At 64.4% G+C, this 24,431-nt stretch carries 19 protein-coding genes; 9 read left to right on the plus strand and 10 right to left on the minus strand.

Features of this window, described 5'->3' with window-relative positions:
• Positions 1-50: 50 nt before the first annotated feature.
• The 4 genes from KR227_RS03725 to rho form a co-directional block, all read right to left on the minus strand.
• Positions 51-3,206: an alkaline phosphatase gene (locus KR227_RS03725; RefSeq protein WP_218363785.1), complete on the minus strand. Its 3,156-nt coding sequence runs from the start codon at positions 3,204-3,206 to the stop codon at positions 51-53.
• Between the two features lie 194 nt (positions 3,207-3,400).
• On the minus strand, positions 3,401-4,261 hold the full coding sequence (prmC, locus tag KR227_RS03730; protein ID WP_370625151.1) for a peptide chain release factor N(5)-glutamine methyltransferase: 861 nt from the start codon (positions 4,259-4,261) through the stop codon (positions 3,401-3,403).
• A 1-nt stretch (position 4,262) separates the two neighbouring features.
• Positions 4,263-5,336: a peptide chain release factor 1 gene (prfA, locus tag KR227_RS03735; protein ID WP_151529950.1), complete on the minus strand. Its 1,074-nt coding sequence runs from the start codon at positions 5,334-5,336 to the stop codon at positions 4,263-4,265.
• A gap of 1 nt (position 5,337) precedes the next feature.
• The gene (gene rho, locus KR227_RS03740) at positions 5,338-7,398 is read right to left on the minus strand and encodes a transcription termination factor Rho (protein WP_255549089.1); all 2,061 of its coding nucleotides are present in this window, start codon (positions 7,396-7,398) and stop codon (positions 5,338-5,340) included.
• Between the two features lie 566 nt (positions 7,399-7,964).
• On the opposite strand from rho, the gene KR227_RS03745 reads away from it, so the two are divergent.
• From KR227_RS03745 to KR227_RS03755, 3 genes are all read left to right on the plus strand, one after another.
• On the plus strand, positions 7,965-9,761 hold the full coding sequence (locus KR227_RS03745; RefSeq protein ID WP_218363788.1) for a long-chain fatty-acid--CoA ligase: 1,797 nt from the start codon (positions 7,965-7,967) through the stop codon (positions 9,759-9,761).
• Positions 9,762-9,851: 90 nt separating this feature from the next.
• Entirely contained in the window at positions 9,852-10,928 is a 1,077-nt protein-coding gene (gene moaA, locus KR227_RS03750; RefSeq protein ID WP_255549090.1) for a GTP 3',8-cyclase MoaA, read from the plus strand.
• Between the two features lie 59 nt (positions 10,929-10,987).
• Complete coding sequence (locus tag KR227_RS03755; RefSeq protein WP_151529947.1) at positions 10,988-11,245, plus strand: MoaD/ThiS family protein; 258 nt, start codon at positions 10,988-10,990, stop codon at positions 11,243-11,245.
• Positions 11,246-11,270: 25 nt separating this feature from the next.
• On the opposite strand, the gene KR227_RS03760 is transcribed toward KR227_RS03755, so the two are convergent.
• Positions 11,271-11,690, minus strand: coding sequence for a molybdenum cofactor biosynthesis protein MoaE (locus tag KR227_RS03760; RefSeq protein ID WP_370451588.1), 420 nt, complete (start codon positions 11,688-11,690; stop codon positions 11,271-11,273).
• A gap of 64 nt (positions 11,691-11,754) precedes the next feature.
• Between KR227_RS03760 and glp the strand changes: the two genes are divergently transcribed.
• The 3 genes from glp to KR227_RS03775 all read left to right on the plus strand — a co-directional run bounded on the left by glp (position 11,755) and on the right by KR227_RS03775 (position 14,284).
• Positions 11,755-13,038, plus strand: coding sequence for a gephyrin-like molybdotransferase Glp (gene glp, locus KR227_RS03765; protein WP_218363789.1), 1,284 nt, complete (start codon positions 11,755-11,757; stop codon positions 13,036-13,038).
• A 107-nt stretch (positions 13,039-13,145) separates the two neighbouring features.
• The gene (gene moaC / locus KR227_RS03770) at positions 13,146-13,622 is read left to right on the plus strand and encodes a cyclic pyranopterin monophosphate synthase MoaC (protein ID WP_218364333.1); all 477 of its coding nucleotides are present in this window, start codon (positions 13,146-13,148) and stop codon (positions 13,620-13,622) included.
• On the plus strand, positions 13,619-14,284 hold the full coding sequence (locus KR227_RS03775) for a molybdenum cofactor guanylyltransferase (RefSeq protein WP_218363790.1): 666 nt from the start codon (positions 13,619-13,621) through the stop codon (positions 14,282-14,284). The genes moaC and KR227_RS03775 overlap by 4 nt, the downstream gene beginning before the upstream one ends.
• Positions 14,285-14,346: 62 nt before the next feature.
• Here KR227_RS03775 and KR227_RS03780 read toward each other — a convergent pair whose 3' ends face one another.
• Positions 14,347-14,919 carry a MogA/MoaB family molybdenum cofactor biosynthesis protein gene (locus KR227_RS03780; protein ID WP_370625152.1) on the minus strand — a complete coding sequence of 191 codons (573 nt, stop codon included), beginning with the start codon at positions 14,917-14,919 and terminating at the stop codon, positions 14,347-14,349.
• A gap of 136 nt (positions 14,920-15,055) precedes the next feature.
• Between KR227_RS03780 and modA the strand changes: the two genes are divergently transcribed.
• Genes modA through KR227_RS03795 form a run of 3 tightly spaced genes read left to right on the plus strand, consistent with a single transcriptional unit; the run spans position 15,056 to position 18,608 of the window.
• A complete protein-coding gene (gene modA, locus KR227_RS03785) occupies positions 15,056-15,823 on the plus strand; it encodes a molybdate ABC transporter substrate-binding protein (RefSeq protein ID WP_218363791.1) in 768 nt (255 codons plus the stop codon).
• 23 nt (positions 15,824-15,846) lie between these two features.
• Positions 15,847-17,838, plus strand: a complete 1,992-nt coding sequence (locus tag KR227_RS03790; protein WP_218363792.1) for an ATP-binding cassette domain-containing protein — start codon at positions 15,847-15,849, stop codon at positions 17,836-17,838.
• An 11-nt stretch (positions 17,839-17,849) separates the two neighbouring features.
• Positions 17,850-18,608 (plus strand): metalloregulator ArsR/SmtB family transcription factor, encoded by a 759-nt coding sequence (locus tag KR227_RS03795; protein ID WP_218363793.1) that lies wholly within the window; start codon positions 17,850-17,852, stop codon positions 18,606-18,608.
• A gap of 111 nt (positions 18,609-18,719) precedes the next feature.
• Here KR227_RS03795 and thrB read toward each other — a convergent pair whose 3' ends face one another.
• From thrB to argS, 4 genes are all read right to left on the minus strand, one after another.
• Positions 18,720-19,643, minus strand: coding sequence for a homoserine kinase (gene thrB, locus KR227_RS03800; protein ID WP_218363794.1), 924 nt, complete (start codon positions 19,641-19,643; stop codon positions 18,720-18,722).
• A 5-nt stretch (positions 19,644-19,648) separates the two neighbouring features.
• Complete coding sequence (locus tag KR227_RS03805) at positions 19,649-20,986, minus strand: homoserine dehydrogenase (RefSeq protein WP_151529940.1); 1,338 nt, start codon at positions 20,984-20,986, stop codon at positions 19,649-19,651.
• Positions 20,987-21,153: 167 nt separating this feature from the next.
• The gene (gene lysA / locus KR227_RS03810) at positions 21,154-22,506 is read right to left on the minus strand and encodes a diaminopimelate decarboxylase (protein ID WP_218363795.1); all 1,353 of its coding nucleotides are present in this window, start codon (positions 22,504-22,506) and stop codon (positions 21,154-21,156) included.
• Between the two features lie 161 nt (positions 22,507-22,667).
• Positions 22,668-24,326: an arginine--tRNA ligase gene (argS, locus tag KR227_RS03815; RefSeq protein WP_218363796.1), complete on the minus strand. Its 1,659-nt coding sequence runs from the start codon at positions 24,324-24,326 to the stop codon at positions 22,668-22,670.
• Positions 24,327-24,431: the final 105 nt, after the last annotated feature.

Raw genomic sequence — 24,431 nt, forward strand, 5'->3', positions numbered from 1 at the left:
AGTGTAGGTATCGGCGTGGCTAGAGCGTGTGACCGCCCTAGCCGCGAGACCTAGCTGGTGCGGGAGCGGCTGCTCAGCAGCGCGATTCCACCCACCACGACGATCACGGACACACCGGCCAGAATCCACCACACGGTGTGCGTATTCGAGGAGGTGGCGTCGTACTGCGCCTGTTTATCCCATTGCGGGCTGAGATCGATGGCACCTGGATCCGTGTCGAGCTCGAGGGCATTGGCGGCGACGTAGAAAATATCTGTTTGATCCAACTGCCCCACCACGTTCTGCGCGCCTGGGCCGGAGGCAGCCACCTGAATCTGCGCCCCGGTGTGGGTCTGACCACCGAGCGCCACATCATCCTCATTCGAGGGCGCGGTGGCATAGTTCATGGTCATCTCCACCCCTGGGGTAGTGCCTGCGAGGGTGATGGTGCGGCCAGCTGTGATCGCCCCCGGGTTGGTGATCTGCGAGGTGTGCGCATGATCGGTGGTAGAGATGATCAAGGTGGGCTCGCCGGTGGTCTCTACCCACTCGCGGACTGCGGCGAGGGTGGCGTCGTAGTCGCTGAATTCACCGAACTGGCCGCAGGCATCGGCGTCGTGGCCGGCCTTGTCCACCGAGGCGGCTTCAACCTGTAGCAAGAAGCCGGCGTCGTTGCGCAATAAATCCAAAGCCGTGGTGGTCATCTGCTCCAGCGATGGGATCTCCGGGCCGCGCTCGCTATTGGCGCTGCACTGCTGGGCGGGGGCGATGGCGCCGTCTTCGGTGGGGATCGATTGGGCATAGTGTCGCGGCAGGTTGCCGGGGGCGAATAGCCCCAACACGGGGCTGCCGGTATGGGCGTCGCTGAGCCGCTGCATCTCCTCGGTCGTGCTCACGATCTGATAGCCCTGAGCCTCGGCGTTCTCGAGGACACTCTTACCTTCGGTCCAGTCGTTGCCGGCCCACATCCCACCGCGTTGCACGATCTGCTCGAAGGCCTCGCGGCCACCGCCGAGGGTCACATCGGCGCGCAGATCCACGATCTGCTCCGAGATCGACCCGAGCCCACCATTCTCCCGATACTGCGAGTCCATGTCTGGGCCTTGACATTTCTCATTGTTCTTGTCCTTCTCCGGCCCATAGCACTTGCGGTTCAAGGCGTGAGTGGCGAAGGCGGCCGGGGTGGCATCTTGCACCTCGGCGGTGGTGACATTGCCGATTTTCATGCCCTTGGCTTTGGCCAGCTCCGCCATGGTGGGCACCGGCACGCCGGTGACATCCACGCCCACCGCGCCGTTATAGGTTTTGATCCCCGAGTTCCACGCCGAGCCCGAGGCCGCGGAGTCGGTAACGAGATCCGGTTGGCCGGTGCTGCGGGAGAGCGCATAGGTGGTAGCACTGCCGGTGAAGTCGAAGTTGTCATAGCCGGGCAGCCGTCCCGAGGGGCCCACGAGATAGTTGCGGGCGGAGGTGATCTCGGAATTTCCGGTGCCATCAGAAATCATGAGCACCACATTCTTCGCCTTATCCGTAGACAGCCCGTGCCCCTGCGTGCCATAGTGTGCGCAGTCTCCTGGCTGGGGCGCACCGCCATCGGCGGTGACGAGATAGCACGTCTCGCGTACATCATCGCGTGCCGCGGCAGCCTTCTTCAGGTCGATGCTCTGGAACGGAGAGGACTCAGCCACCTCCCAATCGCCGAGGCGCAGCGCATTGGCCATCACATAAAACATGTCGGTTTGATCGATCATGCCGATTACATTGTCCGCTCCCGGACCGAAAGCGGCCACGCGCAGCTCGGCACCATTGTGCTGGGTGGAGAATTTCTCCTCCCCTTCAATCACCTCTGCGGGCAGCGTGCCATAGCCGACGGCCTGGCCCACTCCATCGTTGGTGGCCAAGCGGGTCGCGGGGCTGACCGACTCCGCGCTATCGGGAAGGATCTGCGCCGAGTGGGCGTGATCGGCAGCCAGCAACACCAAGGTGTTGCCATCGGCGCGGGCAAAGTCGAGGGCTTCCTGGATGGCCTCGTCGATGCGCTCGACCTCACCAATCATCCCGCAGGCATCGGCGGCGTGATTGCGCTTATCAATGCTGGCGGATTCTACCTGCAGAAAAAAGCCGGTCTCGGCCTCAGGATCGTCTAGCAGCCGCAGGGCTGTGGAGGTCATTTCGGCCAACTCGGGCTCGCTACCGGTGTCATTGGCGCTACAGGTCTCGGGCGGCTTCTGCGCCCCACCGACGGTGGCTGTGGAGGGGGCGAAACGGGTGGTGAGATTGCCGTCGTTGAACAACCCCAGTACCGGCTCCTCCTGCGAGGCCCGCTCTACTGCGCCCAGCTCCTCGGCAGTGGTGACAACGGTGTAGCCGGCGTCGGTGGCGTTATCGAGCACGCTGCGGCCTTCTTGCCAGGTCATCGTGCTATCCAGATAGGGGGTGCGCGCCGGGCCGCCCTCTTGCACGATCTCGCGGAAGGATTCCATGCCGCCGCCGAGAGTGATATCGGCGCGGGTTTCCACCAGTTGCTCCGAAATGGATCCCAAGCCGCCGTTGTTGCGGTACTGCTCCGAGTACTCGCCTCCCTGGCAGCGTTCGTGCTTATCCTCTTCCGGCCCGTAACACTTGCGCCCCACCGCATGCGCCGCGAGCGACGCTGGGGTGGCATCCTGAACTTCCGAGGTGGTGACATTGCCGGTGCGCATGCCCGCCTTTTTGGCCAGTTCCACGATATTCGGCACCGGCTCGCCCTCAAGATCCACGCCGATGGCGCCGTTATAGGTTTTAGTGCCGCTCGTCCACGCGGTGGCGGAGGCAGCCGAGTCTGTGACGAGGTTGAAGCTGCCATCGCGGTCAATGGAATGGTGGGTGTAGGTGCCGGTGGCGGGCAATTCATCGATGCCCGCGAACCGTCCGCCCGCCCCCTTGAGATAGTTCCGCGCTGCGGTGATGGTTTGTTGATCCATGCCATCGCCCACGATGAGGATCACGTTGCGGGCGGTCTCCGTACTGCGGCCCGGCCCTGCGGTGCCGAAGCGGGCGCAGTCGCCCGGGCCTGGGGCGCGGACGGTGCCGTCGTCGGTAATGGCGATGCAATCGCCGCCGTCGCTGGGCGCGGTGTTTGTTGGAGTGTCCTCGGCATGGCCGAGCGGGGCTAGTCCGAATCCGGTGAGTGCTGCGATGAGCAGGCCCGATGCGCACAGTCGGGGCACTCGAGTCGATATCGCCATGATGCTGTTGTATCCCTTTTAGCTATCCACGTCGGGAGCCACCGCGCCGTCGCTGCTCAAGGAATTCGCAGCCGGCGCTGAGGTGGCTCGGGCATAGTCGATGCCTCGAGGGATCACTCTAAAAAGTGAGCATGACACGGCCTGTACCGTGACGCTACGCACATATGAATACTCGGTGACGAATAAGAAACTTGTTAGTTTCGGAAAGCTATCGCGAATCGATGGATACCATTAAGATCGTCGAGCACCTCGGCAGGGCTGAAGGCCCCATAACGATCAAGGGCGTCCCGCACCAATTGTGAAGTGGCATCATCATGTTCGATGCCCACTGCCCCACCGGGGCGAAGCAGCCGCGCCAGCACAGGAATCATCGGCTCGATCACACTCATCCCGTCCGCACCAGCGAATACCGCCGCATGAGGGTCGGCGGCCACCTCTGGCTCGACGACGCTGCCCTCCGGCACATACGGCGGGTTGGTCACTATCAGATCCACCTGGCCATCCAGCGCCCTAAGCAGTTGCGGATCGGTGGCGTCGCCTGCGAGCACCTCGAGGTTCGGGTACGTGGAGGCGTTCTGCGTAGTATATTCCCGCGCCCGCGCACTCAGCTCCACCGCACTCACCCGCGCCTGCGGCACAGCCGCGGCAATCCAGCAGGCCAGCGCGCCCGAACCGGTACAGAGATCCACCACACGGGGCGCGGCTATCCCCGCGTGCATCATGTCCTCCAGGCGCTGCACGGCCCACTCGGCGAGCACCTCGGTTTCTGGGCGCGGAATAAATACCCCGGGTCCCACGGCGAGGTCGAGGGGGCCGAAGGCGGCGCTGCCGAGAATATGCTGCAGCGGCTCCCTGGCAGCGCGGCGAGAAAGGAGCTGGTCGAAGGCTTCCGGTCGGGGCAGAACGTCACCGTGATGAAAAAACAGGCGGGAGCGGTCGATGCCGAGGTGGTGGGCGAGCAGCGAGGAGGCGTCGTTAAGCGCAGAAGAGCAACCGCTCGCGGAGAGACGAGCGGTTGCTTTCTGTAGAGCTTGACGGACCGTGAGGTCGGTCACGTTAGTTCTCCGCCTCCAAGCGCGCGGCGCGTTCGGCCGCCTGGAGCGCGGTGAAGAGATCATCGAGCTGACCATCCAGCACCGAATCAAGGTTATTGGCCTTGTAGTTGATGCGGTGATCAGAGATGCGGTTTTCCGGCCAATTGTAGGTGCGGACGCGCTCAGAGCGGTCCATGGTGCGCACCTGATTAGCGCGGCCCTCGGCGGCCTCCGCCTCGGCTTCTTCCTCGCGCATCTGCTGCAGACGAGCGGCCAGCACCTGCATGGCGCGGGCGCGGTTCTGGATCTGCGAGCGCTCCTTTTGGCAGGTCACCACCACTCCCGTGGGCAGGTGGGTGATGCGCACGGCCGAGTCAGTGGTGTTCACGCCCTGGCCGCCCTTACCGGAGGAACGATAGACATCCACGCGGATGTCCTTTTCGTCGATCTCCACATCCTCGACCTCATCGGGCTCGGGGTAGACAAGCACACCGGCCGCGGAGGTCTGGATACGACCCTGCGATTCGGTGACGGGCACCCGCTGCACGCGGTGCACCCCGCCCTCGAACTTGAACACGCTCCACGCGCCATCGCGGGAGGGCTGCTTCGAGCGGATCGAAAGGGTGATGTCTTTGACGCCACCCAGATCGGACTCGGCGAGGTCGAGCACCTCGGTGGAAAAGCCATTCTTATCGGCGAACTTCTGGTACATGCGCACCAGCTCACCGGCGAAGAGCGCGGCTTCTTCGCCGCCGGCACCGGACTTCACTTCCATCACGATGTCATCGCCATCGTGCGGATCGCGCGGGGCCAGTAGATCGGCGAGCTGCTCCTCGAGTTCGATGGCGCGCTGCCCCAGCCGCTCGGCCTCCTCCGCGAAGTCATGATCCTCATAGGCCATTTCCTTCGCGGCTTCGTGGTCCTCGCGGGTGGACTTCAGCTCCTTGTACACCTTCACGATCGGGCCAAGCTCCGAGTAGCGCTTTGCGACGCGGCGCGCGGCCTTTTGATCGTTATGGAGTTCAGGATCAGCCATCTGCTGCTCCAGGCCGTGATATTCGGCCAGGATGTCATCAACTGCTGAAACTTGGCTCATCTTAGGAGTATTCCTCCTCCTGGTCGGCCGCCATCGGCGCGGAGGATGCTACCTGCACCATGAACTCGCCATTGTTCTTGGTCTTCTTCAGCTGCTTGATCAGCAGGTCAATGGCCTGCTGATTGTCCAGCGCAGACAGGATACGGCGGAGCTTGTGCATGATGCGGGCCTCTTCCGGGGCGAGCAGCAGCTCATCCTTACGGGTACCGGAGGGATTGACATCCACGGCCGGGAAGACGCGGCGCTCGGAGATCTTGCGATCCAGCTTCAGCTCGGCGTTGCCGGTGCCCTTGAATTCCTCGAAGATCACGGTATCGCCGGCAGAGCCGGTCTCCACCATGGCGGTGGCGATGATGGTGAGGCTGCCGCCGTTTTCGATATTGCGGGCAGCACCCAAGAAACGCTTCGGCGGGTAGAGCGCATTGGAGTCCACACCACCGGAGAGGATACGGCCCGAGGCTGGAGAGGAATTGTTGTAGGCGCGGCCCAAACGAGTGATGGAGTCCAGCAACACCACCACGTCCTCGCCCTGCTCCACCAGGCGCTTGGCGCGCTCGATAGCAAGCTCGGCGACCGCAGTGTGCTCGCTCGGCGGGCGGTCGAAGGTGGAGGCAATAACCTCGCCCTTGACGCTGCGCTGCATGTCCGTGACTTCCTCGGGGCGCTCGTCCACCAGCACCACCATCAGGTAGCACTCCGGGTTATTGGTGGCGATGGCGTTCGCAATGTTCTGCAGAATCGTCGTCTTACCGGCCTTCGGCGGGGAGACGATCAGGGCGCGCTGGCCCTTACCAATGGGCATGATCAGATCGATCACACGGGTGGTGAGGATCCGCTGCTCGGTTTCCAGGCGCAGACGCTGGTTCGGATACAGCGGGGTGAGCTTGGAGAAGTCCGGGCGCTGCCGAGCCTCGTCCACGCTCATGCCGTTGACGGTATCCACGCGGACCAGCGGATTGTACTTCTGGCGGCGGTTATTGCCGCGGTTATTTCCGCCGACCTTGGCTTGGCCGGTAATGGCGTCGCCGCGACGCAGCCCGTTTTTGCGAATCATGTTCTGATTGACAAAAACGTCCTGGGTGCCGGCCTGGTAGCCGGTGGTGCGCACGAAGGCAACGTTGTTATCCACGATGTCCAGGATGCCGCCTACCGGCTGCAGCTGGTCATCATTGCGGTTGTCATTATCGTCCTGGTTATCGTTATTGCGATCGTTATTGCGATCGTTGTTGCGGTCATTATTCCGGCCACGACGGTTGTTGCGATCACGACGATTGCGGCGACCGCCCTTGTCATTGCGGTCTCGGCGATTGCGGCGGTTACCGCCCTGATCATTGTTGTTATCGTCATCATCCCGGCCGGAATCATCGCCATCGCGGTTATCGCGGTTCTTATTCCTGCCGCGGTTGTCGCGGTCGCGGTTGTCGCGGTTATCCCGATCGCGGTCACGATTGCGGTTATCGCGGTCGCGACGATCACGGTTGTCGTTGGAGGAGTTGTCCTCGGAGTCACCGCGCTCATTATCGTCCTCGCCGCGGTCATTATCGCGACGCTCGCGCTGAATCTGGCGCTGCTTGTGGCGGCGGGCGCGGCGGGCTGCGGAGCGAGACTCGTAGTACACCGGCTCATCCTCAGACTCGGAGGACTGGGAGGAGGACTCGGCGGCCTTTTCCGGCTTCTCGTTCTTGTCGCCCTTATCGGAGTTCTTCTCGGCCTTGTTCTCGGCCTTGTTCTCATCGGCAGCGTCGTGCTGCTCTGGGGTGTGGGCCTTGGCAGTAGCGCGACGACGTCGCGAACGCGGCGAGTGATCCTCGGCCTCAGCGGAGGAATCGGAAGCGTCCTTCTTCGCCGCAGCGCGCTGAGAGCCCTGTCCCCCATTGCCCCCGGCCGCGCCGTTCTGGGCAGCCTTAATGGCGTCAACGAGCTCAACCTTGCGCTTACCGGAGAGACCACGCAGACCCAAGTCGCGGGCCATCGCGCGGAGTTCCGGCAGCCGCAGGGTGTTCAGGTCCTTAGCGGAAGTGTCCTTGTCGGTCACAGAGTTCCTTTCATCGCTTTTCTTCATCCCCCGTGATCGCCGCGGCTATGCAGGAAACACGCCGTATGCAGCGGATACGAACACCTGCCCTAGTCACTAGGGCACGCATGGGCATTCGAGGTTAAAAGCTACTGTGGAGTTTGATATGGGGACTACCTGTGGATCATGATTACCCAGCGGTGAAATGTCGGCAGATAGTCTATACGCGTGGCGTAAACGCGAGGCGTCACGGAGTGCGGGCTCACGGCCGTCGACGCAACGTCGATAAGCAGTGGCGGTCAGCCGCCTCCTACAAGGGCGATCAAACAATGTGATGTGAGCCGCACCACACGCACCGCAGTCTGCAGTTAGCCACCGCGAAGTGGCAAAGAGTGTGCGGGGAGTGTGCGACGTCTAAAGCCTCGTTGACGCCTGTGTTCGCACCAAGAGCGTAGAGCACGATCCTCAATCATTCTTAAGTTGCGTGCTACTGACTCCCGATCATAACAGAGCTGTAACTCTCCTGCGAAGAGGCATCGCCTGGTTTGTGCCATGTGGGGTTGAGCCCGCGATCAGACACAAGTGTGTCGCGCCGAACAGTTAAGCTAGACCCTATGCGCAGCACCATGCACGATATCCCCCTGTCCTTGGCGCGAATCCTCACCTACGGCTCCACCGTGTTCGGCGACACCACGGTCACCACGTGGAGGAATACCGGCCCCGAGACCACGACCTTCGCGGACATCGGGTCCCGTGCCGCCGCTTTCGCCCATGCCCTGCGCGATGAGCTTGGAATTGACGGCGACCAGCGCGTGAGCACCTTCATGTTTAACTGCGCCGAGCATCTCGAAGTGCTCTTCGCCACCTCGTGCATGGGGGCGGTATTTGCACCGCTGAATAAGCAGCTGATGCACGATCAGATTCGTCACATTATTAATCACGCCGAGTCGCGGGTGATCGTGGCGGATCCTTCTCTCGCCGCGCCGCTGGGCTCTATCCTGCGCGGCTGCCCCACCGTGAGTGCGGTGGTGTTTATCGGGCTCGAGGACCACGAGCAGCTACGCGCGCTCATTCCAGAGCATCTGCCCGTGTATTCCTATGAGGCGCTGCTCGATGGGCGCTCGGCGCACTATGACTGGCCGGAATTGGATGAGACCACGGCGGCGGCCATGTGCTATTCCACCGGCACCACGGGTGCGCCGAAGGGCGTGGCGTATTCGCATCGCTCCCTATATATCCAGACCCTGGAGTTGCGCTCCTCCGATGCGATGGCGATTGCCCACGGCGTGCCCTTTTTATGCTGCGTGCCGATCTATCACGTGTTGAGCTGGGGTGTGCCCGTCACCGCCTTTATGTCTGGCACCCCGCTGATCCTGCCCGGCTCCGATGTCTCGGCCCCGCGACTGGCGGAGATTATCGAGACCTGCCATCCGCGCATGGCGCATGGGGTGCCCACCCTGTGGATTTCCCTCATGGTGCATTATCTTTCCCACCCGCCGCAGCGCATGAGCCTCACTGAGCTGTTCGTCGGCGGCTCCCCTGTGCCGCCGGTGCTGATCCAGCTGTGGGAGGAACGCTATGGCGTGGATGTGGTGCACGTCTGGGGCATGACGGAAACCTCCACGGTCGGCACAGTCTCGCGCCCACCGGTGGGCGCCTCCGGCGAGCGGCGCTGGCTCTATCGCACCTCCCAGGGCCGTTTTTCGCCCTCGGTGGAATTCCGAGTGGTCAACGATGGCGCTATCCAGTCCTCTACGGACCGCAACCAAGGCGAGATTCAGGTGCGCGGCAATTATGTGACCGAGCGCTACTATGACTCCCCCACCGAGCATGGCGAAAACCCTGCCTCGGTCTTTCGCGGCGAACCGGTGGATCATGCCGCAGAACAGTTCACCGAGGATGGCTGGTTAAAGACGGGCGATGTGGGCTCGGTGACCAAGGATGGCTTCCTCACCATCGAGGACCGCGCCCGAGACGTGATTCGCTCCGGTGGCGAGTGGATTTACTCGGTGCAGCTGGAAAACATGGTGATGGAGCACGACGATGTGGTCGAAGCCGCAGTGATAGGCTATCCCGACGATAAGTGGGGCGAGCGCCCCCTCTCGGTAACGGTGCTGCACCCAGGCGTCGATCCGACTCGGGAGACGGCGGAGCGGCTGCGCGATAGCCTGCGCGAGCGCCTGCCCCGCTGGATGCTGCCCGAGTATTGGACCTTTGTCGAACGCATCGACAAAACCAGCGTGGATAAGTTCGACAAGAAGGATCTGCGCATGCACCTGCGCGATGGAGATTATTCGGTGATCAAGTTGATCGGCCCCGGCGCCTCCACCCCGCAGGACAGTACCCACCGCGCGGAGAACACGGAGGATAGCGGGACCAACGAGGGGCAGGATCCCGCAGCGCAGCGGTGATCGCAGCGGTGGCCGCAGCGGTGGCCGCAGCATAAAACCCAAGGGGCGTGCTGGCATCACAGTCGGTGTATCTATACTCTTGTCTGCACCATGAACAATGACGCTGCCCCTCTCTCCACTCAGCGCGAGGCCGCATCCGAGCCAACCACCCTGCTTTTGCAGGATAGGTTCGGCCGCACGGCCCGCGATCTGCGTGTGTCGTTGACCGATAAATGCAATTTGCGTTGCACCTATTGCATGCCCGCCGAGGGGCTGAATTGGTTAGCTCAGGAAAAGACGCTCACCGATGAGGAGCTGTGTCGCCTCCTGCGCATTGCGGTGGAACGCCTCGGCATTCGTCAGCTGCGTTTCACCGGCGGCGAGCCCCTGCTGCGCCGCTCCCTGCCCGAGATCATCGCTTTTGCCACCAGCTTGCGCACCGATGAAGGCCGCGCCCCGCTCACCGCGTTGACCAGCAATGGGCTCGGGCTAGATAAAAGGGCCGCTGAGCTTGTCGACGCTGGCCTGAATCGGGTGAATATCTCCTTGGATTCGCTCGATCGCCACCGCTATCACACCCTCTCGCGGCGCGACCGCCTCGATGATGTGCTGGCCTCCATCGACACCGCACTCAAGGTCGGGCTCACTCCGGTCAAGATCAATACCGTGGTGATGCCCAACTCGAACGAAGGCGATATTCTGCCCCTCGCCCACTTCGCGGTGCGCACCGGCGCTCAGCTGCGCTTTATCGAACAGATGCCCCTCGGCCCGCCCGAGAAATGGGATCGCAACATCATGATCACCGCCCAGGACATCCTGGACACGCTCGCCGAAGACTTCGAGCTGACCGCCTCCTCCACGCCCCGCGGTTCCGCTCCAGCCCAGCTGTGGCATGCTGTAGAGCGCCAGCACCCGCATCACTCTGGGGAGATCGGGGTGATTGCCGCGGTGACGCATCCCTTCTGTGGCGACTGCGATCGCTCGCGACTGACCGCCGATGGCTTCATGCGCAATTGCCTATTCTCCCGCAGCGAAACGGACTTGCGGACGCTGCTGCGCTCGGGGGCGAGCGATGAAGAGATCATGGCCGCCTGGGCTGAGGGCATGGCGGAGAAGAAAGCCGGCCACGGGATTGATGATCACAGCTTCATCCAGCCCCAGCGCCTCATGTCCGAAATCGGCGGCTAAAGATACGCCGCCGCCCTGACCCAAATCGTGTGATTGTCTCAGAGGAGAACCCGCCCGTGATGTCTGATGTGAATGTTCAGGTTCGTTTCTTCGCCGCCGCCGCAGATGCTGTGGGCCGCGAGCACATTACCCTGCACCTGCCGGCAGAGTCGGCGGTAGCCGATGCGCTTGCCGCGCTGCACCGCCGATTCCCCACCGCCGCGCCGGTGCTGGCGAACTGCGCGGTGTTCATCGACGACCACCTCGAGGCGGATGAATCCCGCCAGCTGGCGACCGTAGAGAGCATGGATCTGCTGCCGCCTTTCGCCGGCGGCTAAAGTACTGCCGCTGCCGAGTTAAGGCTTAAGCGCAGTTCGACCACTCATAGCTGCCATCGGCGAAATACTGTTTCTTCCACACCGGCAGACGCAGCTTGACGGCGTCGACAAGCGCTGCGATGGCGGCAAAAGAGTCCTGCCGGTGCGAGGAGGATACCGCCGCGGCGAGTGCCACGTCTCCAATGCGCAAGGAGCCGGTGCGGTGATAAACGGCCAGCGCGTGCAGATCGAAGCGCTCGGCGATGTCGTCTGCCACCTCGGCGATGATGCGTGAGGCGGCCGGATGCGCGGAATATTCGAGCGCGCTCACACTATGGCCGTGATCGTGATTGCGCACCCGCCCATCGAAGGTGACCACCGCACCCGCCTCGGGGCACGCGACCGAGGCATGAAGCTCGGCCATATCGATCGGCTCGGTGCACATTCCGGAACTGGTGACGGCCAAGGGGCATCCTTTCTGCACTGCGGCTGACTCCGCTGCTCATCGCTACTCGCTAGACTTGCCTACTATGCCACAGATTCGCAATGTCGACGATCACCTGCGCGCCGTCGTCGAACTCGGCCAGCGCTACCTCAACGCCACTGCTGCATCCACCGAGACGCGGGCGACGGAAGACTGTCGCGGCCGGGTACTCGCCACGGACCTTTCCGCCCGCTACCCCATCCCGGTGTTTCATAACTCGGCGATGGACGGCTTTCTGGTGCATCACGCTGATCTCAGCGACGGCAGCACCACCCTGCCGGTGGTTGCGGATGTGCCCGCCGGCAGCGCTCCGCAGAGCCCGCGGGCAGGCGAGGCAGTACGCATCATGACTGGCGCCCCCATCGATCTCAGCGGCTCGCCGGCAGAGTCCCCGCTGGCCGTGGTGCCGGTGGAGGCCTCGGATATGCCCATCGGGCGCAGCGACTGCCCCGCCGAGGTGCGCCTGAACGGCACGGCTGCTCCTGGCCAACACATCCGCGCCGCCGGCGAAGATGTCAGCGTCGGACAGCTCGTACTCACCGCGGGCACAGTGCTCGATGCCGGCGCGATCGCCACCGCGATCTCCATCGGCTACGCCGAACTCAGCGTCTACCGCCTGCCCACCGTGGCAGTACTCTCGACCGGCGATGAGCTCCGCGGCCCCGGCGAAGAACTCGGCCCGGGACACATCCCCGATTCCAATGGCCCGATGCTGGCGGCGCTAGTTTCCGCCCTCGGCGCCGAATGCATCCGCGTGCACAGCAGCTCCGATTCCCCCGCAGAATTCGAAGACACCCTGCGCTCGCTGAGTGAACGCGCCGATCTGATCATCACCTCCGGCGGAGTCTCGGCGGGCTCCTTCGACGTGGTCAAGGAGGTACTCAGCCGCCACGGCGTATGGTTCGGCCCCATCGCCCAACAGCCCGGCAAGCCGCAGGGCCTCGGCATGATCCACGACACCCTCATCACCTGCCTGCCCGGTAACCCGGTGAGCGTCTACGCGTCCTTCCACCTCTACGTAGCTCCGCTCATTCGGCTACTACGCAGCAGAGCGAGCACTCCGGATCACTGGGATCTTCCCATCATTCACGCCACCGCTGGTGGGCATTTCCCCAGCGATTCCCGGCGCGCCCGTTTCGTGCCCGTGTGTCTGGAGCGCGAGGGCTCCATCACCGATGCGACGGTGCGGGCGGTGCCCGCCCATGATCGCGGCCTCGGCTCACATCTCATTAGCTCGCTCGCGATCGCCGATGGGCTTGCGATCGTCCCACCCCGGGCAGGCGATATCACCGACGGCGCGGCTGTATCGGTGCTCAGCACCCGGCTCTAGAGGGCTATGTGCCGGCGGCGGGTGCCGGCGAGTACGATTCGGGCGCGCGCCACCGTGCTTTTATCCACGACTTACGTATTTTCCAAGGACGTTTCATGAGCAAAGATCTGACTTTCACCCACCTCAACGAGGCTGGCACCGCCTACATGGTGGATGTGACCGCCAAGAACCCCACCGTGCGCGAAGCTACCGCCTATGGCGAGGTGGCGTGTTCGGCCGAGGTGATGAGTGCGCTGAGGGATAACCGCGTCCCGAAGGGCGATGTGCTCGCCGTGGCCCGTATCGCCGGGATCTCGGCGGCAAAGAAAGTGCCCGAGCTTCTCCCGCTGGCCCACACCATCGGCGTGCACGGCTGCTCGGTGGAGCTGGAATTGCAGGACGATCACGTGGCTATCACCGCCACGGTGCGCACCGCTGATCGCACCGGGGTGGAGATGGAGGCACTCACGGCGGTATCGGTGGCGGCTCTCGCCGTGATCGACATGGTGAAGGGCGTGGATCGTTCTGCCTATATTCGGCGCAGTGCGATCATCGCCAAGTCAGGTGGGCGCTCCGGCGACTGGTCCCGCGAGATTCCCCAATGAGCGCCCAAGTCGATGTGATTCTGCTGGCCGGGGGCCGCGGTAGCCGCATGGGTGGCCGCGATAAAGCCACCGTCGAGGTGGCGGGCCGCCGGCTGATCGATCATTGCCTCGCCACTATCGAGGCGATCGCAGAGCCCGCGGCCATGTGCGTGGTCACTACTCGCCCAGTGGAGCTTTCAGAGACTATTCTGCGTGCCACCGAACATCCCGCCTTCGCTGGGCCGGTCGCCGCTATCGCCGCGGGTGTGCAGCGGCTACGGGCGGATCGCACGCCGAGTCCCACCACGCTTGTTCTCGCGGTGGATGCGCCCCACTCCGCCCAGCTCTATCCGCAGCTAGCCGCGGCGCTTGTGGCACCCGCAGCCGCTGGCGCGGAGGTGGCGGAGCAGGCAGACGCCACCCACAGCACGGACACAGCGGGCGGCGATGTCGCTCTGGTGCGTAGTAGCGATGGCCACCGCCAGCCTTTATGCGCTTTGTGGCGCACCGCCTCCCTAGAACAGGCCGTAGCGGCGCTAGAGGAATGCGCTGGGGCTGCTGTATCGGCGTTAATGAAGAATCAGCGCATCATTACTGTGCCGGGAGATGGCTCCGAACGCGACTATGACACGCTCGCCGCGTTGGCGGAATTTCCGCCGGCGGCCGCCCAGCGGCACGACTAGCGCGCGGCCGGCGCGAGGCGGCGCGGGGCGAGCCCAGCCCCAGCGCCGATAGACGCAAGCGGCTAGTGGTGCTCCTGGTTTTCGTGCTCGCTGCTGCCGTCCATTTGATCCACAATGTGGCTCAGCAGCGGGCCCACCACGGCCAGCACATCCTTTACTCCGCCGCGCGAACCCGGCGCGTTGACGATCACTGCGGGACGCTGCCCAGAGCGGCGGGTGATTCCCACCAGCCCCCGCGACAACGCCGCCAGCGGAGTCTTCTCGAGCCCGCGCAACAGAATCTGGGTGGAGATTTGGCGCAGTTCCACATCGAGCAAGGGTGCCGTCGCCTCGGGGGTTAGATCCCGCGGCGATACCCCGGTGCCGCCGGTGGTCAGCACCACCCGCGCGCCTGCCTCGATCGCCGCGATAATCGCGCCCTGCACCGAGTCCACACCGTCTTCGACGACCGTGATCTCCTCCACTGTCACCCCATGCGAGCGCAAACCCTCGCGGGCGATGGGGCCCGAGAGATCCTGCCGCTGCCCGCGGGCGCAGCGATCGGAGACGGTAATCACCGCGCCGGGGATATCCGGCATGGCGGCAATGGGCTGGGGGCTGTGGTGGGTGTGCTGGTGGGCAGTGTGTTCAGTCACGATTGGGTGGCTCCTCATGCGTGTCGATGGCGGCGGTGGCAGGCGGCGTTCAGGCTGCTGCGTAGTGCCACTGTAGGTGATGCCTCAGGTGTGCGGGCAGCGCGGTCGCCCGCGGGACGCTGTGTACCATATGTGCATGCGTAAAATCCTGACGACGTTGAGTAGTGTGTTCGTCGCAGCCGGCGTGCTCAGCGCCTGCTCCTCCCCCACAGATGTTCCCGGCGGAGACGCCACCCAACTCGATGTCTTCGCTGCCGCCTCGACGCGGGTGCTCAATGATGACTTCGCGGATCTCGGCTCCGAGCTGGATAGCCCTGCCGAGCTGGTGATTCACAACGCGGGCTCCTCGGCGCTGGTACAGCAGCTGGTCGATGGCGCGCCTGCGGATGTGCTCATCACCGCCGATGAGCGCACCATGAACCGCGCCGTCGAGCAGGGCGTAGTCGATAGCCCCGAGGTCATCGCCAGCAACTATCTGGTGTTGGTCGTCCCCGCGGATAATCCCGGCGAGATCACCGGTTTCGATGAGTCCCTGCTCGATGCCACCGTCGTGCTCTGCGATGAGCAGGTGCCCTGCGGGGCGGCATCAAAGACGCTTATCGACGCCACCCTGCCCTCTCTTCAACCTGCATCGCTGGAGTCGAATGTGACCGATACTCTGGGCAAGGTCACCTCGGGCGGGGCCGATGCCGCGTTGGTTTACGCCTCTGATGCGATTGCCGCCGGCGATGCCGTGCGCACCTTCGAGATCCCCGGTGCCGAGGCGAGCCCTAACCGCTATCTGGCCGCTGTGGTTGCGCGAAGCGAGAAGAAGCCAGAGGCCGCCGCCTTTGTCCGGGCGCTGCATAGTAGCGCCGCCGATGAGGCGTGGTCCCGCCACGGCTTTAGCCCCGCCAGCTCCTAGTTTTTCTTGCAGAAGTCATCGCGATGCCTGCCGCACTCACCCCTGCCCGCACCCGCCAAACCCTTCCCATCATCGTGGCCGCGTGGTGTGGGCTCTGTGTGATTATTGCCCCTGTGCTCACCCTGCTGTGGCGGGTGCCGTGGAGCCGGGTGCCGGAGATTGTGCGCGAACCCGCCACTCGGGAATTGATCGGGGTGACGATCTCCTCGGCGCTTTGGGCCACGCTGATCTCCACTGTCCTCGGCCTGGCGGTGGCGCTGTGGGTGCACACCTTGCGGGCTGGGCGCACGATCACCCGATTGCTGGTGCTGCTTCCCTTGGCGTTGCCGCCGGTGGTGGGCGGCATGGCGCTGACCACGCTGCTCGGGGTCTACGGGGTGGGCGCACCGCTATTGAATCTCTTCGGGCTGCGCTTCGCGTTCGCCTTTCCGGGCGTGGTGGCCTCGCATGTGTTTATCGCTATGCCCTTCGTGGTGATCACGATCGAACAAGCCCTGGCCCAGCTGAGTCCCCGAGTACAGTCCTCGGCCCGCTCGGTGGGGATGAGCACGGGGGCGATCAACCGGCACATCCTCATCCCCACGGTGCTGCCGGCGCTTGCTAGCGGGGCCGGTTTGGCCTGTGCCCGCTCCCTCGGCGAGTTCGGCACCACCCTCACCTTCGCCGGTTCTTATCCTGGGGTGACCCGCACCCTACCGATCGGTATTTATCTCGAGCGAGAAATCGACCCCGAACGCGCCCTCGTGTTGGCGGCGGTGCTCATGCTGCTGGCGGTGACGGTGCTCGGGGCGGCACTGGGCGGGGCGGCTCTATGGCTGCGGCCGCGCAGCGCCGGGAAGGCCCACCAGGCGACGCTCGGCCCGATCGATGCCACTGCCCTCTCCAGCCTCACCGCCCCCACCGAGACAGCCGCAGCGCTGACGATCGGCGAGGGCGTACACGCCACCACCTTCCCCCAGGCCCGCACCACCGCACTGGTTGGCGAAAACGGCGCGGGCAAAACCACCCTGGCGCGCATGATCGTCGGCGAGCTCCATGGCACCCGCATCCAGCTGGGCGAGCGGATCCTCGACCCCGCAGCTACCGCGGGCACGGTGGTGCCGATGCAGCAGCGTGGCATTGTGCTTCTCACCCAAGATCCCGCGCTGCCGCCTAGGATGCGGGTGCACCGGGCGCTCACTGTGGTCTGTGGCAGCGCCGAGACCGCCACCCAGCTGCTTGCCGCGGCGGGGCTTGCGGAGCTCGCCGAGCTGCCCATCGCCGAGCTCTCGGGCGGCCAACAAGCCCAGGTGGCTTTGCTGCGCGGCCTGGCGGCTCGCCCACACACGCTCATCTTGGACGAGCCCATGGCCGCCCTCGACGCCGCGAGCGCCAGCCGCTGGCGGGCGGTCCTGGAGGCCTGTGCCCAGCAGCGCACCGTGCTCCTCATTAGCCACAACGTGGTCGATATCGCCACTCTGGCACACTACGCAGCAGTCCTCGAGGCCGGCGAGGTCACCGCCTTCGGCGATGTGGAAGAGATGATGCACCAGCCACCGACCGAGTTCATGGCGTATCTCGCCGGCCTCAACCGGCTGTATGCCACGGTGGTCTCGCATAGCGCGGGGCTGGTGACGGTGCGCTGTGCTGGGCAGCTGATCGACGCCACCACCCAGGACCACACAGCCCCCGCACCCGAGAGCCACACCAGCCCGCTATCTCCGAATAGCGATGTTGCCGTGCTGCTCGCCCCCACCGCCGTGAGTATCGCCCCCAGCGACACCACCGCGCGCACCTCGGCGCGCAACTGCCTCCACGGCACCGTCGTGGCCTTGGAGCACAGCGGCGAGCAGGTCAGTGTGCACGTGCGCGTAGCCGAGAGCACCCAGCTGCTACGGGCCGCGGTCACCGCGCGCAGCGTCGCCGAGCTGGGGCTGAAGGTGGGCAGCACGGTCTGCTGCACCTTCAAAGCGCTGGCCACCTCGGTGCACCCCATGCCCCGCACCGAGCGTTCTCAGCGCCGGCGAGCCGAGTAAACTACTCCACCATGCCCACCCCGCACGCCGAGTCGTCCCGCCCTGCGAGCAGCCCGTCACCAGGTCCCGCGCCCACCCGCGCGCTTTTCGACGATTCCCTGCCGCTGAGCGCCAAACAACGCCTCGTCCTCGAGGCGGTGCGCGCCCACAGCGATGGCGCCAGCATCTCTGCCTTGGCATCCGATACCGGCATGCACGTCAATACTGTGCGCGGCCACATCGATGAACTGCTCGCCCGCGGCGCGGTGCGTAGTAGCACCACCCCAGCCACGGGCGGGCGGGGCCGGCCCAGCTTGGTGATCCACGCCCGCATCCCCGATTCCGCAGAGATCAGCACCGAGCAGATCGAGCTGGTCAATGAGCTCGCCCAGCTCTTGGCTTGCACCACAGATAGCGCTGCCGCCCACCGCAATGCGGTGCAACTAGGACACCGCTGGGCGCAGCGGGTCGGCTACGGCGGCGAGCACTGCACGGACTACGCAGAACAGGTAGCAGCGCTGGTGACCCTGATGCGTCGCACCGGCTACGACCCCGATGAACCGCAGGAGGATCCCGCCGCGCCCGAGAGGCGGATCATCTCTTTGAACCGCTGCCCCTTTGTCTCCGAATCCACCCAACCCGATCCGCTGGTCTGCTCGATCCACCACGGCTTCGCCCAAGCCGCGCTGGGCACCGTCGCCGATCACCACACCACCTTGACCTTGGTTCCCTATGTACGCCCGGGCCAATGCGATATTCGGCTGGACTGCGCTCCTCTACAGCAGAGTTAGCTCCTACTGATACACCAAGCCCCGTTGTTGCCGCGTCTGCCGCGCAGACACAGTTCACAACGGGGCTTTATGGCGCGTCGAGAAGCCAGCAGCTTCCGCGCCCATATGGTTTTAGGAGCGCTCGACGCGCACCGGACCGGCTACCGGCAATTCCATCACTTTCAGCCCAGAGGCGCGGGCGTCATCGAGGATGGCGGCCTCGACCGGCTCGGTGGAGAGCACCATCACGGTCGGGCCGGCACCGGAGAGATAGGCGGCATAGCCGCGGTTGCGCAGCCGGTTGACCCATTCGGCGGTCACGGGCAGCACATCGGCCCGGTAGGGCTGGTGCAACCGGTCGCGGGTGCCCTCCCAGAGCAGCTCGGGATGGTGCTGCAGGGCCATCACCATCACCGCGGTACGCGAAACATTAAAGCGGGCGTCGATGTGAGTGACATCCGAGGGCAATACCTTGCGCACAGCATCGGTGGAGGCGTGGAAATCCGGCACCAAGGCGGTGGCCTGGATGGACTCGTGCACTGGCAGCGACACCGCATGATATTGCGGCTGGGTGCGCCCGTCCACGGGAATATCGGTCCACGACACCACCGCGGCGCCCAGCACGGAGGCTGCGGCGTTATCGGGGTGGCCTTCGAAAGCGGAGGCCAGCTGCACGATCTCGGCGGCGCTGAGCGGCTCGCCGGCAAGCCCATTAGCGGCACACACTCCCGCCACGGCGGCGGCCGCAGAGGAGCCGAGCCCACGCGATTGCGGGATATTGTTATGGCAACTCACCTTCAGCCCAGGCGCACTCATCCCCGCGGCGGCGAGACCGCTGCGCAGCGCCTTCACCACCAAGTGGGTTTCGCCGCGCGGCAGATCGTCCTGGCCTTCGCCGAAGATCTCCACCTCAAGCCCTGAGGAGGTGACCTCCACCTCAACGGTGTCGTATAACCCCAGCGCCACGCCGAGTGTGTCGAAGCCCGGGCCGAGATTGGCCGAGGAGGCGGGAACGGTGACGCTGACCCGAGTGCCGGGAACCAAGTCCGTCGCCATGGCCTTTAGCGTCCTTCCAAACGGATCACGCTGCGGATGGTACGCACAGCGTCGAGTTGCTTGATGGCATCCACGGTGGCGGCCAGATCCGCCTCGGTGGCGGAGTGGGTGACCACGATCAGACGTGCATGGTCCTCGAATTCCTCCTGGCGCACGGTGCGGATCGAGATCTTGCTCTCGGCGAACTTGGTAGCGATCTCGGCGAGCACGCCCTCCCGATCCTGGACTTCCATATCCACGTGATAGCGGGTGCGCACATCGCCGAAGCTGGCGATGGGCAGATTGGCGTAGGTGGACTCGCCCGGGGCACGACCGCCGTGCACCTTGTTTCGGGAGGCGCCCACGAGATCACCCAGCACTGCGGAGGCGGTGGGCGCACCGCCGGCACCATTGCCGTAGAACATGAGACGACCAGCGGCCTCTGCTTCGACGAAAATGGCGTTGAAAGACTTGTTCACGCTGGCCAGCGGGTGCGAACGCGGGATCAACGTGGGGTGCACGCGGGCGGCGATCTCCTCCACGCCCTTATCGTTGGTGAATCGCTCACACACGGCCAGCAGCTTGATGATGTAGCCGGCATCCTTGGCGGCCGCGATATCGTCGGCGGAGATATCGCTAATGCCCTCGCAGTACACGTCATCCGCGGTGACGCGGGTGTGGAAAGCCAGGGAGGCCAGGATGGCGGCCTTGGAGGCGGCGTCGTGGCCCTCAACATCAGCCGTGGGATCGGCCTCGGCATAGCCCAAGCGGGTGGCTTCGGCGAGCATGTCGTCGTAGTTCGCCCCCGTGGAGTCCATGCCGTCGAGGATGAAGTTGGTGGTGCCGTTGACGATGCCCATCACCAGCTCCACCTGGTCGCCGGCAAGCGAGCGACGCAGCGGGCCCACCACGGGGATAGCGGCGGCCACAGCGGCCTCGAAGTACAGGTCCACGCCAGCGGCATCGGCGGCCTCGGCGAGCTCGGCCGAGTGGGCGGCGACGAGCGCCTTATTGGCGGTCACCACGGACTTGCCGGCACGCAGCGCGGCCAGAACCAGCTTGCGGGGGTAGTCGATGCCACCGATAACCTCCACCACAATGTCCACATCGTCTCGGTTGATCAGAGACATAGCGTCGGTGGTGAGCAGATCCCGGGAGACGGCGTCGGCGTGCTTCTCAATATCAGAGACGGCCACGCCCTTCAGCTCCAGCGGGCCGCCGATGCGGTGCTCGAGAGCATCGGCGTCCTGCTGCATAATGCGCAGTACTTCGCTTCCGACGGTGCCGTGCCCCAGAATCGCGACGCCAACCGGTGAGCCAGCGCCCTTCCCAGGCTTGAAGGTTACGGGTGCGTTCTCAGACATGGATCGATATTCCCCTTAAGAATTATTTCTGTCTGTGGTCGGTGTTGGGCGGGTAGCTACAGCATCCGCGCTAGGCGGGCGCAGCGTGAGGCAAGTATAAACCTCCGCCGCCGCGATCGCCGTGGGTGTGTCCCAGGCCTCAAGGCCGCTGGGTGGGACGCTGCGGGCTAGGCGCCGGTGGTATTTTCCAGCGCCAGGATGTCCTCCACGGTCTCACGGCGCACCATGAGCTTGGCTTCGCCGCCGCGCACGCTCACGATCGGCGGGCGCAAAAAGGCGTTATAGCGGCTGGACATCACATAGCAGTACGCGCCGGTGGCGGCGATGGCGAAAAGATCGCCACGACGCAGGTCATTCGGGTAGGAGGCTTCATTGATCAGGATGTCGCCCGACTCGCAGTGCGCGCCCACAATGCGGGTGCTGGTGTTCTCCCCCTCGGCGAAGCGATCGACTAGGCGGCCATCATAGGCGGCGCCATAGAGGGCGGGGCGGATATTATCGCTCATCCCGCCATCGACGGCCACGTAGCGGCGGGTGGTGTCCGCGTCCACGTGCACGTCCTTGACCGAGCCCACCTCATAGAGGGTGACGGTCGACGGTCCCGCGATAGCGCGACCCGGCTCCACCTTCACCGAGGGCGCAGGGATTCCCAGCTCGTCGGCGCACTCGGCCACCCGACCGATCAGGTCGGCGGCCACCTCGCGCACATTGAGCGGCTCTTCCTCTTCGGTATAGGCGATGCCATAGCCGCCGCCGAGATCCAGCACGCGCAGCTCTGCGGTGTCCGCAGCGGACAGCTCATCATGTAGTTGCTTGAACAGTCCCAGCACACGCTCGGCCGCCACGGAGAAGCCATCGGCGTCGAATACCTGGGAGCCGACATGGCAGTGCAGGCCGATAAGGCGCAGGTTTTCGGCGCGCACGGCCGCACGGGCCGCCTCCATGGCGGAGCCAGAGGCGAGGGAGAAACCGAATTTCTGATCTTCGTGCGCGGTGGCGATGAACTCGTGCGTGTGGGCCTCCACGCCGGGCTTCACCCGCACCAATACATCCTGGATGTGGCCGGAGGCGGCGCTGAGCTCATCGAGTAGTTCCAGCTCATCGGCGTTATCCAGCACCACGGAGCCCACCTTCTCGCGAATAATGGCGCGCAGGAAGGCCACGGACTTGTTATTGCCGTGGGCGGTGATCCGCGCCGCGGGGAATCCGGCTGCGAGCGCGATCTGCAGCTCTCCGAGGGAGGCCACGTCCATGCATAGCCCCTCCTCATCTACCCAGCGCGCCACGGTGGCGGTAAGTAGCGCCTTCGATGCGTAGTGCACATTATGGCCGCCGCCGAAAGCCTCGGCCATATCGCGGCAGCGGCTCCGGAAATCGTCCTCATCGATGACATAACACGGGGTGCCATAGGTTTCCGCGATCTCGGGAAGCGGCACACCAGCAATGGTGACCACGCCGTCGTCTTGGCGCATGGCGTTACGCGGCCACACGTGGGAGGGAATGCTGTTGAAGTCGTTCATCAAGGGGGCTCTTTTACTTAAGTAGTTTGATCAGCGGCATACACGCCCACCCCACCACCACGCCGACATCCCACCGCACGGTGGGAGGCAGCGAGGTGGCGTCGATAAGCGATCGCGGCCACCTGCGGTCGGGAGTTCGTGGTGAACGAGATTACCCTACGCTACATGCGCTCCGGCGCGGTGACCCCGCACAAACCGAGCGCATTGCTCAACACCTGGCGGCTGGCGGCGGCCAAGGCTAGGCGCGCGATGTGCAGCTCGGTGGTCTCCTCGCCGGCCTTGGGCAGGATCTGGCAGGTGTCATAGAAACGGTGGAAGGTGCCGGCCAGCTGCTCGGCATAACGGGCAATACGGTGCGGTTCGCGCAGGTCAGCGGCCGAGGCAATCGCAGCGGGGAACTCGCCCAAGGTGCGGATGAGATCACCCTCGCGCTCGCTATCGAGCACCGAGTAATCGATATCCGCGCCCTGCAGGCTCACCCCCAGCTCGGCGGCCTTGCGCGCAATCGAGCACAGGCGCGCGTGGCCATATTGCACATAGAACACCGGGTTATCCGAGGAGCGGGAGGCCCACAACGCGAGATCGATGTCGAGGCTCTGATCCACCGAGGAGCGAATCATCGCATAGCGGGCCGCATCCACGCCCACGGCCTCCACCAGATCATCGAGGGTGATCACGGTGCCGGCGCGCTTGGACATGCGCACGGGCTTGCCATCGCGCACCAAGTTCACCAGCTGGCCGATGAGCACTTCCACCTGCTCGGGGCGATAGCCCAAAGCGGCAGCGGCGGCCCGGAGCCGGGAAATATACCCGTGGTGATCAGCACCGAGCATGTAGATGCACAGGTCGTGGCCGCGATCAATCTTGTCGGCCACATAGGCAATATCACCGGCGATATAGGCGGCATCGCCATCGGATTTGATGACCACCCGGTCCTTATCGTCGCCGTAGTCGGTGGACTTCAGCCACCACGCGCCATCGGCTTGGTACAGGCTGCCATTATCCTTCAGCGTCTGCACCGCGGCATCGACTGCCCCGGATTCGAAGAGGGAGTTCTCGTGGAAGTAGACATCGAAGGTGGTGCCGAACTCCGCCAGCGAGGACTTGATGTGGGCGAACATCATCTCCACACCATGAGCGCGGAAAGTTTCTTTCATCTCCGCCTCAGGCAGCTCGAGGGCATCCGGCACGCGGCGCAGCACCTCGGTCGCGATCTCGGTGATGTAGTCGCCGGCATAGCCGTCCTCGGGGGCGGGCTCATTCTTAGCCGCGGCGATCAAGGAGTTGGTGAATCGATCGATCTGGCGACCGTGGTCATTGAAGTAGTACTCGCGGGTCACCTGGGCGCCGCTGGCCTCAAGCACACGCCCCAAAGAATCGCCCACGGCGGCCCAGCGGGTTCCACCCAAGTGGATGGGGCCGGTGGGATTGGCCGAGACGAACTCGAGATTCACGCGCTCCCCCGCGAGGGTATCGGCGTGGCCATAACGCTCACCTGCGGCGAGGACCTCGGCGATAATCGCGCCCTGGGCGGCGGCGTTGAGGCGGATATTAAGAAAGCCGGGCCCGGCGATCTCTGCCTCGGAAATGCCCTCGTGCTGTGCCAGAGCCTCGGCCAGCCACTGAGCGAGCTCCCGAGGATTGGCCCCCGCACGCTTGGCCACCTGGAGGGCGAGGTTCGTGGCGTAGTCACCGTGCTCCGGATTGCGCGGACGCTCGACGGTCACTGTCTCAGGAAGGACAGAAGAATCGAGGTCGTGCTCGGCAAATACGGATTCCGCGGTGCGTCGAATTAATGCAGCAAGATCGGCAGGTGTCATAGCGGATCAGTGTATCGCATACCCCCATTTGCTCCACCAATTTCTTCACGAACCTCCAGCGTAACCTTAAAAAATCCTGAAATGAGACACAGAGCACCTCAGCTT

The sequence above is a fragment of the Corynebacterium sp. TAE3-ERU30 genome (genome assembly GCF_019209925.1).
Lineage (GTDB): Bacteria > Actinomycetota > Actinomycetes > Mycobacteriales > Mycobacteriaceae > Corynebacterium > Corynebacterium megadyptis.